Raw genomic sequence first — 16,623 nt, 5'->3', positions numbered from 1 at the left:
TCATCGTCGTCTAGAGGCCCAACAGAACCGAACCGAAGGCAACTTCCCGCCCGCCTGAAAGCAGGGTCTGGCCCAACACCAGCGCCAGGGCCGCAATGCAAGCGAATATCAACCCATCGACCCGGTCCATGACCCCGCCGTGCCCTGGAATCAGGTGACTCGAATCCTTCACGCCGAAACGGCGCTTGACGAAGGATTCAAATAGATCTCCCACCTGGCTCGCGGTCGACAACACCAGCGCGATGACGGGGATGCGCAGATCCTCGATGGAAAAGTGGACCATAAAGACGGCTACGCCGGCAAGAACGCCGCAGATCGTTCCTCCGATCGCTCCCGACAAGGTCTTGCCCGGTGAGATCGCCGGCGCCAGCTTAGGGCCGCCAAGCGCTCTGCCGGTGAAATAGGCGAAGATATCCGTCGCCCATACGACGGCGAAGACGAACAGCATCGCAATCAGGCCGAGATAGTCCGCCCCGCGGATTGCCGCGAGTGATATGCTGGTCAGCCCGGCATAGACGATGCCGCCCGGTAGCCACCAACTTCTTGCCCTGATCAGTACCCATAGCGCCCCAGCGGCCGCGCAGACAGCAAGCGCCGGCAGGCTGACGTGCATATAGTCCAGGAGGACGAACCCCGCGATCATGGCCTGCGACAGCCATCCGAGGGCGTTGCCCTGGAAATCCCGCTCGGGGAGCCTCGTGATCGTCGACCACTCGTAATACACGAGTAAACCTATTGCGACGGACAGGAGCTTGAAGGAAAAACCACCTGCCCAGGTCGCACCGAGAGCGATCGCCGCCAGGACCGCTCCGGACGCGACGCGAAGTTTGAGTTCAGTTTGCATCAGGAGCCGACCGCCAGTGTCGGTTGCGGCAGGCCGCCAAAGCGGCGTTCGCGGCAGGAATATTTTTCGATGGCAGCGAGAAATGTCTCGCGTGTGAAATCCGGCCAGAGCTCGGGAATGAACAGCAACTCGGAGTACGCTCCTTGCCAAAGCAGAAAATTGGAGAGACGCTCCTCGCCGCTCGTCCTGAGAATGAGGTCGGGGTCGGGAATACCCGCCGTGTCGAGGGTCGCCGCGATCCGCTCCACATTGATCTCGTCCGGACGAAGGTGGCCGGCGGCCACTTCCTCCGCCAGGCGGCGCATCGCCCTCGCCAGTTCATCCCGCGCACCATAGTTGAACGCGATCACCAGGGTGATTCCCGTATTCGCGCTCGTCATCTCCTCGGCCTCGATCAGCAGAGGGAGAATGTCGCCGTTCAGGTTGGTTCGATCACCTATGACGCGGATGCGAACATTCTCACGATGCAGATCCACGAGGTCCCTTCGTATGAAGGCCTTGAGCAAGCCCATGAGGTCGCTGACCTCGTCCTGCGGCCTGCTCCAGTTCTCCGACGAAAAAGCGAAAAGGGTCAGGTAGCGAATGCCGATCTCAGCGGCCGTTCTGACCGCGCCGCGCACCGCCTCGACGCCTTTCCGATGTCCCATCGTGCGGGGCAGTCCACGCGCATTCGCCCAGCGACCGTTGCCGTCCATGATGATGGCGACATGCCTCGGTACGTTTGTCGGAATGAATTCTTGCATGGGCCGCCCGAAAAATGAGACTCGAAATACGCGTCGGTCAGACCTGCATGATTTCCTTTTCCTTCTCCGCGAGCAAGCGGTCGATTTCGGAAATCACCTCGTCGGTCATCTTTTGTACGCGCTCGGACTGAGCGCGGCTCTCGTCCTGGCTGATCTCGCCGTCCTTTTCGGCTTTTTTCAGGTCGTCCATGCCGTCACGGCGGACATGGCGGACCGCGACCTTGCTCTTTTCGGCATAGTCGTGCGCGACCTTGGCCAGTGACTTGCGGCGCTCCTCGTTCAGCTCCGGCAGCGGAATGCGCAGGTTCTGTCCATCGACGATCGGATTGAGGCCGAGATTGGCCTCCCGGATCGCCCGGTCCACGGCGCCGACCATGGACTTGTCCCACACCGACACCGAAAGCATCCGCGGTTCCGGAACCGTGACGTTGGCAACCTGGTTCAGCGGCATGCGCGAACCGTAGGCTTCGACGGTCACCGGATCGAGAACGTTTGCCGACGCGCGGCCGGTCCGAAGCGATGCGATGTCGTGCTTGAATGCAGCGACCGCTCCATCCATGCGGCGCTTCAGTTCCTTCAGATCCACACCTTCACTCATGGTTCAAGACTCCCGTTCTTATTTCGACGGCGCTTGCGGGCCGTCAGCAGCTTGTCAATTATCAGCCACGATGGTGGCACGGCCGCCACCCGTCAATATCTCCGCGAAGCCGCCCTTCTCATGGATCGAGAAGACGACGATCGGAATAGCATTTTCCCGCGCAAGCGCCACTGCGGCAACGTCCATGACGGCCAAGCCCTTCTCGAGCACTTCGCTATGCGTCAGGCGATCGAACCTCACGGCCGACGGATCCTTTTTTGGATCGGCGGAATAGATCCCGTCGACCTGCGTTCCCTTGAAGATTGCCTCGGCCCCGATCTCGGCGGCGCGAAGGGCGGCTGCGGAGTCCGTCGTGAAAAAGGGATTGCCGGTGCCCCCCGCAAAGATCACGACGCGGCCGAGCGAGAGGTGATAGAGCGTCGCGCGCTGCGAAAAACTCTCGCAGATCTCCGGCATGGCGATCGCCGAGAGGACCACCGTGTCGATATCGAGTTTTCGAAGCGACGTCGCCAGCGCAAGTGCATTGATGATCGTCGCCAGCATTCCCATGTGGTCGCCGGTGACCCGGTCGCCTCCCTTCGACGCGACCGCAACGCCTCGAAAGATGTTGCCGCCGCCGACGACGACACCGACCTCGACCCCCATGGCCCGCGCTTCCGCAATATCCGAGGCGATCCGGTCGGCGACCGCGACATCGATTCCGAAGCCCTGGCTTCCCATCAACGCTTCGCCGGAGGCCTTCAGAAGAACGCGCTTGTAGATTGGCTTGGCCGACATCATCACTCCTGAGCAGATCGGCGCGCATGTGCGCAATTCGGCACACGGCGGCTAAAGGGTAAAATCCGGCTGCGTGGTATCAACCGCTCCGGCAGGTCCGGCGGGTCCGACGCATCGACGAATGCCGGATACACGAAGGGCACCGCGTTGTCACGCGATGCCCCAGGTTTTTCCCAATCGGGGTGAAGAAATCAACCCTTTGCCGCTGCAGCCACTTCTGCCGCGAAGTCGGTCTCTTCCTTCTCGACGCCCTCACCAAGCAGGAGGCGAGCCATGCCGGTGACTTCGATCGGTGCGCCGGCGAGCTTCTCGGCATCCTTGACGGCCTGACCGACAGTGATGTCCGGGTTCATGACGAAGGCCTGCGAGAGCAGCGCGACTTCTTCGAAGAACTTGCGCATGCGGCCTTCGACCATCTTTTCAATAATGTTGTCCGGTTTGCCCGAAGCGCGCGACTGTTCGATGAAGACGTTGCGCTCGCGCTCGGCGACGGCGGCGTCGACTTCCTCGGCACGGACCGCCAGCGGATTGGTGGCGGCGATGTGCATGGCGACCTGGCGGCCGATCGTGTTCAGCGCTTCCTTGTCTCCCGTGGACTTCAGCGCGACGAGCACGCCAAGCTTACCGATGCCTTCGCCGGCAGCATTATGGACATAGGTGGCGACAACGCCGTCTTCGACCTGAAGCAGTGCAGCGCGGCGCAGCGTCATGTTCTCGCCGATCGTGGCAATGGCGTCCTTGATCGAATCTTCGACGGACTTGCCGGTTGCCGGATAGGTCGCCTTGGCAACACCGTCGACGGTGCCGACGGTGCCCAGCGCGACATTGGCAACGCCGCGCACAAGGTCCTGGAACGCTTCGTTGCGGGCAACGAAATCGGTTTCGGAGTTGATTTCGACGACGACAGCCTTGGTGCCGGCGCTGGCGATGCCGATGAGGCCCTCGGCAGCCGTACGGCCGGACTTCTTGTCCGCCTTGGCGATACCCTTGGCGCGCAGCCAGTCGATCGCGGCTTCCAGGTCGCCATTGGTTTCAGCAAGCGCCTTCTTGCAATCCATCATGCCTGCGCCGGTCTTTTCGCGCAGATCCTTCACCATTGCGGCAGTAACAGTCATCTTCGTGCCTCTTGTCAGTTTGGCTGGCGCGCCGACCGCGAGTGGCGCAGTGCCAGAAGGTTTGGCAGGAAATGGCCTTTCTCTGTGACATCATTATGAAGCGATCATAGCGATGTTTGCGGGCCTGCCCGCGGCCGGCCGCGCCATTTCCGGCTGATAAAGAACAAGGCCGTTCAGATTCTCCATCACAAACGGCCTCGTCCCGACATTTCATGCGTACGGCAGCGCTCCGTCTGCCGTGCGGCCCGATCAGGCCTCGGACGATTCCTCGAGGGCCGGCTCGACCGGAACCTCTTCGGATGCGCCGAGATCGCGGCCGGCGGCGCCCTGCTGACGGGCAATGCCGTCGATAGCGGCGCGAGCGACGAGATCGCAGTAAAGAGCGATGGCGCGCGAAGCGTCGTCGTTGCCCGGAATCGGGTAGTCGATGAGATCCGGATCGCAGTTGGAGTCGATGACGGCGACGACCGGAATGCCAAGGCGCTTGGCTTCTTCGATGGCGATCGATTCCTTGTTGGTGTCGATGATGAACATCAGGTCCGGCGTGCCGCCCATGTCGCGAATGCCGCCGAGCGCACGGTTCAGCTTTTCGCGCTCGCGCTCGAGGTTCAGGCGCTCCTTCTTCGTGAAGCCGGACGCTTCCGAAGCGAGGATCTCGTCAAGCTTGCGCAGACGCTGGATCGAGTTGGAAATCGTCTTCCAGTTGGTCATCATGCCGCCGAGCCAGCGGGCGTTGACGTAGTACTGGGCAGAGCGCTTCGCCGCGTCGGCAATGATTTCCGAAGCCTGGCGCTTGGTGCCGACGAAGAGCACGCGGCCGCCGCTGGCAACGGTGTCGCTGACGACCTGGAGGGCGCGCGACAGCATCGGCACGGTCTGAGCGAGGTCGATGATGTGAACGTTGTTACGGTCGCCGAAGATGTACGGCTTCATCTTCGGGTTCCAGCGATGCGTCTGGTGGCCGAAGTGGACGCCGGCTTCGAGAAGCTGGCGCATGGTGAAATCAGGCAATGCCATGCCTTTGTCTCCTTTTCCGGTTGAACCTCCGCAAGGCGTCGAGCGCACCGCAATGCGCCCACCGGCGGAACAGTCCGGATTTCTCCCGGAAAATCCCATGCCTTACGTGTGGAATGGGCAGCCCATTAACGGCAACCGCCCGATAAATCAAGACTGATGGGCATTTTTTGCCTGAAACGGATCACAGCTCTCGTTATCCCGAAAGCATAGACAGTTTCGGACGACGCGCTACTTGCACTCTTCGGCGTTGAAAACTTCGAGATCTGCGAGCTTCCCGCTCAGCACGAAGTCGCCGTAGTCCATCGTCAGGTCCCGCGTGACTCCGTTCTCGTAGAGTTTGAAGGACATGCGATAGATGGGCTGCGCGTCGCCGCTGGCGTTGTCGTTGAAGTAGGATATCGTCACCGGCCAATATTTTTCGCTCGCGAGCTTGCCCGCCTTGCCGGCGTCGGCCTCGTCCGCGGAAGGCTGACGTGGCTTGCCGACGAAGGTCGACGTGATCAGCGTCTTGTCGCCCGTATCGGAGCCGTCGAAGATGCGGGACTCGAAGAACGATTCGCCCCTCTTCGCCCGCTCGATCACCTCCAACATGTGCTCGGTCGGAAAGCGGCTCGCGGCCAGAGCCACCTCGCGCTTGTCGGGTGCGGTCAGCTCGACCTTAACGCCTGTCTTTTCCTCATGCGCGCTTCCGCGCACCTCCTTATCCAGCTTTTCATCGGTGAAGGACCGGGTCAGGAAGCGGAAGCTGCCGTTTTTCATGTCCTCATAGGTGGTGGTCTGCTGGTCGGTCAGGCGAACCTCCTCCCCGGTATCGACCTGGGTGACGAAGCGGAAGCTCACGGTATAGCCTTCGCACGGAGAGCCGTTGAACTCGTAGACCATGCGACCATACATGCCGGAAATTCCGGAACGTTCGGAGGCGTCCTTCAATTCCAGGTCGTAGACTGCACGATGGGGAGCGAGCGCGCTCGCATTCGCCCCGGCAGTCATGACAGCGAAACAGAGAGCCCCCAGACTGGCACGACCGAAGCCTTTACGAAACATCCGTTTCCTCCTGTTGGACTCGCCGGCAATGCGATAAACAAGCTTTCGGCAGAAGCGAGGCAGATCCTTTCTGGCTGGCGCCTGTCGTGATCCTGCCTCTGCATGCAGGATTTTACCACAAAAGACAACAAGGGAGCCTTTCATGTCCGCAGAGATCGAAAAGCGTCTTACCGAGCTCGGCATCGTCCTTCCACAGGCGGTCGCACCCGTCGCGAATTACGTGCCCTACGTCGTTACCGGCTCGACGCTCTATATTTCCGGACAATTGCCGATGGAAGGCGGCAAGGTCGCCGTGACCGGGCATGTCGGCAAGGACGTCGACGTCGCCGCCGCGCAACGGGCCGCGGAGCTCTGCGCGATCAACATCCTGGCACAGGCCAAGGCAGCTTTGGGCGGCGATCTCGGCCGCATCCGGCGCCTCGTCAAGATCAACGGCTTTGTCGCCTCGACTCCCGATTTCACCGAACAACACCTTGTCATCAACGGCGCCTCAAATCTTTTCGCCAACGTGCTCGGTGAGGCCGGCAAGCATGCGCGCGCCGCCGTCGGCATGGCCTCCCTACCCTTCAACGCGGCCGTCGAGATCGATGCCATCATCGAAATCGCCTGATCAGGGACTCTCATGAAGGACATTTCCTGGCTCAAAGCCCAGCCGATAGCTCACCGGGGCTATCACGACATGAACCGCGAGGTTTGGGAAAACACGCTTTCGGCCTTCTCGCGCGCGGCCGAAGCCGGCTTCGCAATCGAATGCGACCTGCAATTCACGGCCGATAGCGTGCCGGTCGTCTTCCACGACCACGACCTCGAGCGTCTCTGCTGGATTAAAGGAGATGTGCGGGAGAAGACAGCCGCCGAACTCGGGCTGCTGTCGATCGGCGGCACCAAGGACAAGGTGCCGACGCTCGCTCAAATGCTTCGCCTCGTAAATGGCCGTGTTCCGATCGTCCTGGAACTCAAGGGCCGGAAAGGCGACGACGAGGGCTTCGCCGCGGCGGTCCTCGATGCACTGGAAGACTACGAGGGGCGCGTCGCGCTAATGAGCTTCGATCATTGGCTGCTCAAGGACCTCAAGGCGCTCGACGCGCCCTATCCGCTCGGCCTGACGGCAGACGGCGCCAACCCGGAGACTTTCTTCGTGCACGAGGAAGCAATGCAGCTCGGTCTGGATTTCATCTCCTATTTCTACGGCCATCTGCCGAACAGCTTCATCAGCAAGGAACGCGCCCTCGGCCGCACCATCATCACCTGGACGGTGCGCGACAAGGCGGCACAGGAGCATACATTCGCCAATGCGGATCAAATGACCTTCGAGGGTTTCGATCCACGGGAGACCGTGATTTCCTAAGCGCATGACAGACGCGATCAACATCCGCATAGAGCACTCGTTCACCGCGATCTCGCCAGCGCGCTGGAGCAGGCTTGCCGGCGCGTCACGGGGGCATCCCGGCACGCCCTACAATCCCTTCGTGTCACATGCCTACCTGTCGGCGCTCGAGGAATCCGGTTCGGCGACGGCGGAAACGGGCTGGCTCGGACAGCATCTGCTGATCGAAGATGCGGACGGTTCGTTGCGCGGCGCGCTCGTCTGCTACGTCAAAAGCCACAGCCAGGGCGAATATGTCTTCGATCATGGATGGGCGGATGCTTTCGAGCGTGCCGGCGGCCGCTACTATCCGAAGCTGCAATGCTCGGTCCCGTTCACGCCGGTCACCGGACCGCGGCTCCTGGCGGCCGAAGAGGACGATCCGCGCCCAGTTCGTGACGCCCTTGCGGCGGGCCTCAAGGAGTTGACGCGCCGTCACGGTCTCTCCTCGGCCCACGTCACCTTCGTGCCCGCGGACGAAATGGCGACGTTCGAACGAGCGGGATTTCTGCACCGGACCGATCAGCAGTTCCATTTCATCAATGACGGCTACGGATCGCATGACGACTTTCTCGCCACGCTCGCGTCACGAAAGCGCAAGGCGTTGAAACGGGAACGGCGAGCGGCTGTCGAACATGGCATAAGCATCGATTGGCTGACCGGCAGCGACCTCACGGAATCGATCTGGGACCAATTCTTCGCCTTCTATATGGACACCGGCGGCCGCAAATGGGGCCGCCCCTACCTGACGCGCGCGTTCTATTCCCTGATCGGCGAGAGAATGGCCGACGACATATTGCTGGTCATGGCCAAGCGCGACGGACGCTACATCGCGGGGGCCATCAACTTCATCGGCGGCGACGCGCTTTACGGGCGGCACTGGGGCTGCATCGAGGATCATCCCTTCCTGCATTTCGAAGTCTGCTATCATCAGGCCATCGACTTCGCGATCGCCAAGGGCCTGAAGCGCGTCGAGGCGGGCGCCCAGGGCGAGCACAAGCTTGCGCGCGGCTATATGCCGGTGATGACCCATTCGGCACATTTCATCACCCATGCCGGGCTTGCACGCGCCGTCGCCGACTATCTCGAAAGGGAGCGCCGGGATGTGGAAGAAACCGGCGAGTTCCTTGCAGAGCACGGGCCTTTCCGCAAAGCGGAGCACTAGCCTTGATCCGAGTCTAAATCATCGCGGCACAGGACGACTTGAAAAGCCGCGGTCTTCCCATCAGCCTGCAAGAAGAGGAAACGACATGAGCGCATACGACACCAACAATATCTTCGCCAAGATATTGCGCGGCGAAATTCCTTCGCACCGCGTCTACGAGGACGAGGCGACGGTCGCGTTCATGGACGTGATGCCGCAGGCGGAGGGGCACGTGCTTGTGCTGCCGAAGGCGCCGTCGCGCAACATTTTCGACGCCGATCCCGCAACCTTGCCTGCCCTGATCGCCACAGTCCAGAAGATCGCGATCGCCGCGAAGGCTGCCTTCGATGCCCACGGCGTCACCATCATGCAGTTCAACGAGCCGCCGGCCGGCCAATCGGTCTTCCACCTGCATTTCCACGTCATCCCCCGCCGGGAAGGTGTTCCGCTGAGGCCACATTCCGGCCGGATGGAGGACAACGAGGTCCTGGCTGCAAACGCGGAGAAAATTCGGCGGGCGCTTTAATGCATGTCGCGCAAAAGTGTGCACCGGTTTGGAACAGCGACATGCACAAAAACAAGGACTAAAGCGCGTCGCGCTTTACAGCGCCGTGCGTCTTTTCAGACGCACAAAGGACGCTGTAGCACGTTGAATTGCTGCATGTTTTTGTCCTTAAATCGGGTACGATTTAAGGACACATGCAGTAGTCCTGCGGGAAATCGGGAAAGCCCGCGTCGATACCCTTTTGCCCCTGAGGGGCCACGCTGAGCCGATGGTCCGTCAAAATCCCAGCCACCAGAGGCCTGCGCCCAATACAGCTATCGACGTCGAAATTCCGACCGCGGGTTTCTGGCGGGCGAGAAAGAAAGCGATCGCCCCCACGATCACCGCACCAAGGCGGAGCCAGAGGGGTGACTGCGCCAGGACTCCTGTCGGATAGAGGATCAGCTTCGCGATGACGGCCGCGACGAGCGCAGTCGCGACCGCTCTCACCCAGTTCAAGGCTTCCGAATCCTCGCGGAGCCGCTTGCCGGCGAGGACGCCGAGCCATCGCCAGATGTCGGTCGCGAGCCAGCCGGCAATCGCGATGAAGGCATAGGCCCACCATCCGTCCAGCCAGGTCACGCGTTTTTCTCCTGTCGCGAACGCCAAATGCGCTCGCCAAGCCAGGCGAGCGTTCCGCCGCCGACGCCGGCGAGGAGAATGTCGAATTCCGGCGCGATCCAGTAAAACAGCGGCCCCGCGAGAAGGCCGACGCCAAGCGCCGCATAGACCACCGGATGGCGCGCCGAGTGCCAGATTGAGGCAAGGAAGTAGACGGGCGTCAGGAAGAAGAGGCAGCCAGCAATGATCGGCGGGAATTCGGCGACGACGTGATAGACGATGCCGACCAGCAACATGTTTGTGGCGACGAGCGTGATGCTGAAACCGGCGAAGAAGGTTGCGCGACGGTCGCGCGGTACCTCCTGCACCCGCTCCATCGCAAAGACCCAGGCGGTGATCGCCACGAAATGCGAGAGCACGAGAAGCAGCCACGTCGGTGTTCTCGATCCCCGCAATTCGGGGACGAGGGCCGCGACCATCGGCATCAAACGGACCGACGAAAGCGTAACGGCGAGGAAAGCCGTGGCAAGGCTGGCACCGCTGAGAATCGAGCTCACCAGTATGACCTTTGCCGGCAAGGCCCAGACGATCCCGGTCATGAACACGACCTGCTCCGGGGGGATGCCCGCCTGCACGGTCAGCGAGCAGAAGCCAACGAAGGAAAGCATCAGGATGATGGCTGGGAGGCTGAAAATCCCGCGCGCGCCGGTCAGAAACCAGGCAAGGGATGATCGTTCGTCTTTCACACGCTCCATGGACGTCATGGGAACAGCGCCTTCCGCTCAACAACACAGTGCCGGGCGGGGCCGCCCGGCACTGTCAGGTTCAATCGCGATTGCGCTATTTCTTGCGCGGTACTTTTGGAACTGTCCGGCCCCTGAGAGGAGTCGAGTCCGAGCCGTCGCCACCGCCGGTAGAGGCCTTCGCCGACTTCTTCGGCTTCGCCTTCGGAGCAGCCTCAGCCGAGACCGTTTCCTTCTCGTCCGCCTTCTTGGCCTTGGCGCCTTTGCCCGCGGGGCGCGATACCTCGGCCTTGGGCTTAATCGGCGCCGTCTCCGGCACGGCGTCCAGGATCAGCCCCTTGCTGCCGTCCTCCTTCGTGCCGATCGTCACCTTGACGACGCCGCCCTTCTTGAGCTTGCCGAAGAGGATTTCATCCGCGAGCGGCTTCTTGATGTTTTCCTGGATGACGCGCGCAAGCGGACGTGCACCCATTTTTTCATCGTATCCCTTCTCGGCGAGCCAGGCGACTGCGTCCGGTGCAAGGTCGAAGGTGACGTTGCGCTCGGCGAGTTGCGTCTCGAGCTGCATGACGAACTTCTGCACGACCTTATGAATGACCGGCGTCGGCAGCGAAGCGAACGGAATGACCGCATCCAGACGGTTGCGGAACTCCGGCGTGAACAAGCGGTTCAGCGCCTCGACATCCTCTCCGCTTCGCTTGGAGGAACCGAAGCCAATCGCCGGCCGGGCCATGTCGGATGCGCCGGCATTGGTCGTCATGATCAGAATGACGTTGCGGAAGTCGATCTTCTTGCCGTTATGGTCGGTCAGCGAACCGTGATCCATGACCTGCAGCAGGATGTTGAAAAGGTCCGGATGGGCCTTCTCGATCTCATCCAGCAAGAGCACGCAGTGCGGATGCTGGTCGACACCGTCGGTCAGGAGACCGCCCTGGTCGAAGCCGACGTAGCCGGGAGGCGCGCCGATCAGACGAGACACGGTATGGCGTTCCATGTATTCCGACATATCGAAGCGCAGCAGTTCGACGCCAAGCGACGTCGCCAACTGCTTGGCCACCTCCGTCTTGCCGACACCGGTTGGACCAGTGAAGACGTAGCAGCCGATCGGCTTGTTGGGCTCTCTGAGGCCGGCACGCGCCAGCTTGATCGACGAGGCCAGTGCCTCGATCGCCAGATCCTGACCGTAGACGACCGAGCGAAGCTCCTTCTCAAGATTGGCAAGCACCGCCTCGTCGTCCTTCGAGACCGTCTTCGGCGGAATGCGCGCCATCGTCGCGATCGTCGCCTCGATCTCCTTCTCGGTGATCAGCTTGCGGCGCTTGTTCACGGGCAAAAGCATTTGCGCGGCACCGGACTCGTCGATGACGTCGATCGCCTTGTCCGGCAGCTTCCGATCATTGATGTAGCGCGCCGAAAGCTCGACCGCCGCCCTGATTGCCTCGCTGGAATACTTGAGCTGGTGGTAATCCTCGAAATAGGGCTTCAGTCCCTTCATGATCTCGATCGTATCGGCGATCGTCGGCTCGTTGACGTCGATCTTCTGGAAGCGACGGACGAGCGCGCGGTCCTTCTCGAAGAACTGGCGATACTCCTTGTAGGTCGTCGAACCGATGCAGCGGATCGCACCCGAAGAGAGCGCCGGCTTCAGCAGGTTGGACGCGTCCATGGCGCCGCCCGAGGTGGCGCCGGCACCGATGACGGTATGGATCTCATCAATAAAGAGAACGGCTCCGGGATATTCCTCGAGCTCCTTGACGACCTGCTTCAGGCGTTCCTCGAAGTCGCCACGGTAGCGCGTTCCGGCGAGCAGCGTTCCCATGTCCAGTGCGAAGATCGTGGCATCCTGAAGCGCCTCCGGCACCTTCTTCTCGACGATGCGCTTGGCGAGACCCTCGGCAATCGCTGTCTTGCCCACACCCGGATCGCCGACATAGAGGGGGTTGTTCTTGGACCTGCGGCAAAGCACCTGAATCGTCCGGTTGACCTCGGCATGGCGGCCGATCAACGGGTCGATCTTTCCGGATTTTGCCTTCTCGTTGAGATTGACGCAGTAGGCCGTGAGGGCGTCCTGCTGCTTCTTCGGACCCGCCTCCTCGCTCTCGCGCGATGGCTTCTGCTCGGAGTCCTGATCCTCTGCCCCGCGCACCGGCCGCGACTCGGAGGCGCCCGGCCGCTTGCCGATCCCATGCGAGATGAAGTTGACCGCGTCGTAACGCGTCATCTCCTGTTCCTGCAGGAAATAGGCAGCATGGCTCTCGCGCTCGGCAAAGATCGCGACGAGCACATTGGCCCCCGTCACCTCCTCGCGGCCCGAGGATTGCACGTGGATGACGGCGCGCTGGATTACCCGTTGAAAGCCGGCCGTCGGTTTCGAATCCTCGTCGTAGCCCGTCACCAGATTCGACAATTCGTTGTCGACGTAATCGGTTACGGTCTTGCGAAGCGTGTCGAGATTAACATTGCACGCGCCCATCACGGCCGCCGCATCGGCATCGTCGATCAATGCCAGCAGCAGGTGCTCGAGCGTCGCATATTCATGATGGCGCTCGTTGGCATATGTCAGTGCCTGATGCAGCGCCTTTTCGAGGCTGGGCGAAAATGTTGGCACGTTAGTTCCTCATTTCTTTTCCATGACGCATTGCAACGGATGTTGATGCTGCCTGGCGAAATCCATCACCTGCGTCACTTTGGTTTCGGCGACTTCGTAGGTGAAGACGCCGCATTCTCCAACGCCGTGATTGTGGACATGTAGCATTATGCGGGTCGCCTCTTCCCGGTTCTTCTGGAAAAAGCGCTCCAGGATATGAACGACGAATTCCATCGGCGTGTAATCGTCATTCAAAAGCAGGACGCGGTACAAACTCGGCTTCTTGGTCTTCGGCTTGGTGCGCGTAATGACGGACGTGCCACGACTGGGGCCGCCTCCGTCTCCTTCGCTTCCCTGCTGCATCCGGACCGGCATGGCGATCATTCTTGTTCATTCCCTTGACAGCCGCGGAGCATGCGAATCCGGCCGCGACGTGCTTGCCCTTATCTAATGGTTCGTTCTGGGATTTTAAGACCGAACCAACGCACTGCAATCATATTCGCACGACGAAACACAAGATTGATCAAATTTCTTCGCCCTACACGGCAACTTTCGCGCGTCGCTCCCATGAGCTTCGGAAAGCGCGCATACGAAAGCAAGAAGGCCAGCCGCGGCAACCGCGACCGGCCTTCTGACGACGGTAATGGTCGAAATCGTCAGGCGGCAGCGGCCGTCTTGACTGCTGCGGTAGCCTTGGCAACCGGAGCCTCGTAAGGCTTGTAGGCGTCCTTGGCGAGGTCCGCGTACATTTCACCGATCTTCGTTGCTTCGGTGACGAAACCTTCATAGCTCGACTTCAGATAGTTGGTCTGAAGCTCGAATGCGGCCTCGAGGCTCTTGGCGCCGGCAAGCTTTTCGAAATGGGCAATGCCGTCCTCAAAGGTCTTCTTCGAATAGTCCGCCGTTTCGGTCGCAATGGCCTGGAAGCCCTTGGTCAGGGCGGAATAGCTCTTCACGGCCACGTCCAAGGCTTCTTTGCTCTTCTTATTCGCATCGTCGAAGTTAAACATTCGGGTGTCTCCTTGTGGGGCTAGGCAGAAGATAGTCTAGGTGCACTGCACAAAAAGTCAAGTTCAGTGTGCATCGCAATAAAACACAATTCTTGCAACGACTTGATGAAGATCAGGAGACTTTTGAAGAATTTCTGAAAAAGTATGATTTTATTAACAAAAGCCCGGCGCGATCGCTCAGCGCCGGGCTACGCAAGGCGAGGTCGCAGAACTCACAGATCCACGTCGAGAATTGCCATCGAGAAGTTGTAGGAGAGCTCACCGTCCTCCTCGTCGCGGAAGAGGACGCCGAGGAATTCGTCGCCGAGATAGACTTCGGCGGATTCGTCCTTCTTCGGACGAGCCTTGACGACCATCGACTGATTGAAGGTGCGCTTGAAATAGGCCTCAAGCTTGCGGATTTCTTCGGGCTTCAAATCTTTTTCTCCGTAGCCGTTGATTTGCCGCGCTTGTTGCACGGGCCGTTGCCAGGTGTAAACCCGTCGCAGCGCCGAACGCTTGTGGAGACGCACAAAGGGGCTGCAACGTTTTGAATTGCTGCATAAATTTTTCCTCCGACCGATCCCCGACCGAGGAAATCATGCGGCACCGGGCGGCCTCAGCGTCAGATGTCGAAGCTGGCGAGGATCTGATCCATTTGACGCGAAGGCTCGGAGCAACCCGCTTCGCCGACGACTTTCGCCGGGACACCAGCCACCGTCGTCTTCGGCGGAACGGGCTTCAGGACGACCGAACCGGCAGCCACGCGTGAGCAATGGCCGATATGAATATTGCCGAGGATCTTCGCGCCGGCACCGATCAGCACGCCATTGCCGATCTTCGGATGACGGTCGCTCCCCTCCTTGCCGGTGCCGCCGAGCGTCACACCGTGCAGGATCGAGACATTGTCGCCGATGACCGCGGTCTCGCCGACAACGAGACCCGTCGCATGGTCGAGGAAGATCCCCCGTCCGATGCGGGCCGCCGGGTTGATATCCGTCTGGAAGACGCTCGATGAGCGGCTCTGGAGATAAAGCGCGAAATCCTTCCGCCCGCGGTTCCACAGCCAATGGGCGAGACGGTGCGTCTGGATGGCGTGGAACCCCTTGAAGTAAAGCACCGGCTCGATGAAACGCGTGCAGGCGGGATCGCGATCATAGACCGCCTGGATATCGACGCGCAGGATCGCGCCCCATTCGGGCCAATCCTCGAGCATTTCTGCAAAGGTCTGGTGCAAGAGGCTAGCCTGGAGATCGGGATGGTCCAGCCGCTCGCAGATGCGGTAGATGACGCTTTCTTCGAGCGAATGCTGATTGACGACCGTCGAATAGAGGAAGGCGGCCAGCATTGGGTCGCGCTCGGCTGCCATACGCGCCTCCTCGCGCAGGCTGTCCCAGATCGGATCGATCGCCTTGAGCGCGTCGGTATGGCGAAGTTCGGTCTTTGCGACCATGTCGCTCTCCTTCCTGGCCGGTCCCTCGGCTTGGTCAGTCTTTGCTCGCAGGTGGCGGCGGTCGTTTCGGCCATATATAGGCCAATTCCCCGCCGACATAAATGGCCTCGTCGCATTTCAGCCGTGAGTGGCAGCGGGCCTGCAGCGCTCGCATCGAACCGAGCGCTACAGCACCCGATTTTGAATCGGCTCCGGTTGAGGGAGAATACGGTGGCTCACCCCACCTCGGCCAGAAATTCCAGGACCGCCTTCTTGAACACGCGGTCGCCGACGGCGAGCATATGGTCCCGTCCGGGAATGTCCAGCGCCCTTGCATGCGGCATCAGGGCGGCAAGTTCGTGCGCCGAACCGGCAATATCATCCTTGGTTCCGACACCGATCAGAACCGGCACGTCGATGCGCCCGATCTCCTCGGGGGAAAGCAGATCCCGCGAGGTCGAGATGCATGCGGCGAGCGCCTGCCGGTCGCTCTTCGTCTGATCGGCAAAGGCGCGGAACATTCGGCCGCGCGCGTGGGTCACATCGTCAAGCGACGGCGCGACCAGCGCATCGGCGATCGGATCCCACTCCCCTACCCCGGTGACCATGCCTATTCCCAAGCCGCCGAACACGAGCGAGCGGACGCGGTCCGGATGTCGCAAAGCCAGGAAAGCGGAAATGCGTGCACCCATCGAATAGCCCATGACATGCGCGTCGGCGATGCCGAGATGAACCAGCAGCGCCGCCGCATCGCCGGCCATCTGCTGCGGGTGGTACAGCGAGGGATCATAAGGCTTGCTGCTCATCCCATGACCGCGATTGTCGAGGGCGATCACCCGGTAGCCGGCGTCACCGAGCGTCTTCAGCCAGCCCGGGAACACCCAATTGACATTGGCGCTCGAAGCAAAGCCGTGGATCAGGAGGATCGGGTCTCCCGAGGGATCACCCTCGTCGAAAAAGGCGATTTCCAGTCCGTCATGCACAAAACGGAAAAATGGCGGAGGATTCAGGTCCATCTCGTTTCCTGATACTTCATCCTGTTTGCGCCGCAAACTAGGTGGTAAAGCCTCGGCCGGAAACCCCCGCCGGTCCAAAAACCACAGGCGCGGCATGTTTGCT

At 60.9% G+C, this 16,623-nt stretch carries 19 protein-coding genes; 4 read left to right on the top strand and 15 right to left on the bottom strand.

The genetic code is table 11. The features are described from left to right. Positions 1-10 precede the first annotated feature (10 nt). From M728_RS06500 to M728_RS06470, 7 genes are all read right to left on the bottom strand, one after another. Positions 11-844, bottom strand: a complete 834-nt coding sequence (locus M728_RS06500) for a phosphatidate cytidylyltransferase (RefSeq protein WP_026623287.1) — start codon at positions 842-844, stop codon at positions 11-13. Further along, positions 844-1,587, bottom strand: coding sequence for an isoprenyl transferase (locus M728_RS06495; protein ID WP_026623288.1), 744 nt, complete (start codon positions 1,585-1,587; stop codon positions 844-846). The genes M728_RS06500 and M728_RS06495 overlap by 1 nt, the downstream gene beginning before the upstream one ends. 37 nt (positions 1,588-1,624) lie before the next feature. Then, a complete protein-coding gene (gene frr / locus M728_RS06490) occupies positions 1,625-2,185 on the bottom strand; it encodes a ribosome recycling factor (RefSeq protein WP_026623289.1) in 561 nt (186 codons plus the stop codon). A 54-nt stretch (positions 2,186-2,239) separates the two neighbouring features. Next, entirely contained in the window at positions 2,240-2,962 is a 723-nt protein-coding gene (gene pyrH / locus M728_RS06485) for a UMP kinase (RefSeq protein WP_026623290.1), read from the bottom strand. A 191-nt stretch (positions 2,963-3,153) separates the two neighbouring features. Then, entirely contained in the window at positions 3,154-4,077 is a 924-nt protein-coding gene (gene tsf / locus M728_RS06480; RefSeq protein WP_026623291.1) for a translation elongation factor Ts, read from the bottom strand. 249 nt (positions 4,078-4,326) lie between these two features. Then, entirely contained in the window at positions 4,327-5,094 is a 768-nt protein-coding gene (gene rpsB / locus M728_RS06475; RefSeq protein WP_026623292.1) for a 30S ribosomal protein S2, read from the bottom strand. A 228-nt stretch (positions 5,095-5,322) separates the two neighbouring features. Then, positions 5,323-6,138: a cell envelope integrity EipB family protein gene (locus M728_RS06470; protein WP_026623293.1), complete on the bottom strand. Its 816-nt coding sequence runs from the start codon at positions 6,136-6,138 to the stop codon at positions 5,323-5,325. A gap of 142 nt (positions 6,139-6,280) precedes the next feature. On the opposite strand from M728_RS06470, the gene M728_RS06465 reads away from it, so the two are divergent. From M728_RS06465 to M728_RS06450, 4 genes are all read left to right on the top strand, one after another. After that, on the top strand, positions 6,281-6,748 hold the full coding sequence (locus M728_RS06465; RefSeq protein ID WP_026623294.1) for a RidA family protein: 468 nt from the start codon (positions 6,281-6,283) through the stop codon (positions 6,746-6,748). Between the two features lie 12 nt (positions 6,749-6,760). Next, positions 6,761-7,486 carry a glycerophosphodiester phosphodiesterase gene (locus M728_RS06460; RefSeq protein WP_026623295.1) on the top strand — a complete coding sequence of 242 codons (726 nt, stop codon included), beginning with the start codon at positions 6,761-6,763 and terminating at the stop codon, positions 7,484-7,486. Positions 7,487-7,490: 4 nt separating this feature from the next. After that, on the top strand, positions 7,491-8,669 hold the full coding sequence (locus M728_RS06455; RefSeq protein ID WP_026623296.1) for a GNAT family N-acetyltransferase: 1,179 nt from the start codon (positions 7,491-7,493) through the stop codon (positions 8,667-8,669). An 85-nt stretch (positions 8,670-8,754) separates the two neighbouring features. After that, positions 8,755-9,174, top strand: coding sequence for an HIT family protein (locus M728_RS06450; RefSeq protein ID WP_026614271.1), 420 nt, complete (start codon positions 8,755-8,757; stop codon positions 9,172-9,174). A 255-nt stretch (positions 9,175-9,429) separates the two neighbouring features. On the opposite strand, the gene M728_RS06445 is transcribed toward M728_RS06450, so the two are convergent. From M728_RS06445 to M728_RS06410, 8 genes are all read right to left on the bottom strand, one after another. Continuing rightward, positions 9,430-9,801, bottom strand: a complete 372-nt coding sequence (locus tag M728_RS06445) for an AzlD domain-containing protein (RefSeq protein WP_026623297.1) — start codon at positions 9,799-9,801, stop codon at positions 9,430-9,432. After that, the gene (locus tag M728_RS06440) at positions 9,771-10,508 is read right to left on the bottom strand and encodes an AzlC family ABC transporter permease (protein WP_370906472.1); all 738 of its coding nucleotides are present in this window, start codon (positions 10,506-10,508) and stop codon (positions 9,771-9,773) included. The genes M728_RS06445 and M728_RS06440 overlap by 31 nt, the downstream gene beginning before the upstream one ends. Before the next feature lie 85 nt (positions 10,509-10,593). Next, positions 10,594-13,104 carry an ATP-dependent Clp protease ATP-binding subunit ClpA gene (gene clpA / locus M728_RS06435; protein WP_026623299.1) on the bottom strand — a complete coding sequence of 837 codons (2,511 nt, stop codon included), beginning with the start codon at positions 13,102-13,104 and terminating at the stop codon, positions 10,594-10,596. Positions 13,105-13,113: 9 nt separating this feature from the next. After that, entirely contained in the window at positions 13,114-13,467 is a 354-nt protein-coding gene (clpS, locus tag M728_RS06430; RefSeq protein ID WP_026614275.1) for an ATP-dependent Clp protease adapter ClpS, read from the bottom strand. Positions 13,468-13,739: 272 nt separating this feature from the next. Continuing rightward, a complete protein-coding gene (locus tag M728_RS06425) occupies positions 13,740-14,093 on the bottom strand; it encodes a phasin family protein (protein ID WP_026623300.1) in 354 nt (117 codons plus the stop codon). A 212-nt stretch (positions 14,094-14,305) separates the two neighbouring features. Beyond that, positions 14,306-14,509 (bottom strand): DUF3126 family protein, encoded by a 204-nt coding sequence (locus M728_RS06420; protein ID WP_026623301.1) that lies wholly within the window; start codon positions 14,507-14,509, stop codon positions 14,306-14,308. Between the two features lie 188 nt (positions 14,510-14,697). Then, positions 14,698-15,525: a serine O-acetyltransferase gene (gene cysE, locus M728_RS06415; protein WP_026614279.1), complete on the bottom strand. Its 828-nt coding sequence runs from the start codon at positions 15,523-15,525 to the stop codon at positions 14,698-14,700. A gap of 215 nt (positions 15,526-15,740) precedes the next feature. Beyond that, complete coding sequence (locus M728_RS06410) at positions 15,741-16,520, bottom strand: alpha/beta fold hydrolase (protein WP_026623302.1); 780 nt, start codon at positions 16,518-16,520, stop codon at positions 15,741-15,743. Positions 16,521-16,623: the final 103 nt, after the last annotated feature.

Source organism: Ensifer sp. WSM1721 (assembly GCF_000513895.2).
Taxonomy (GTDB): Bacteria; Pseudomonadota; Alphaproteobacteria; order Rhizobiales; family Rhizobiaceae; genus Sinorhizobium.
The sequence above is the reverse complement of the archived record's forward strand: the minus strand, read 5'-3'. Positions and strand labels throughout refer to the sequence as shown.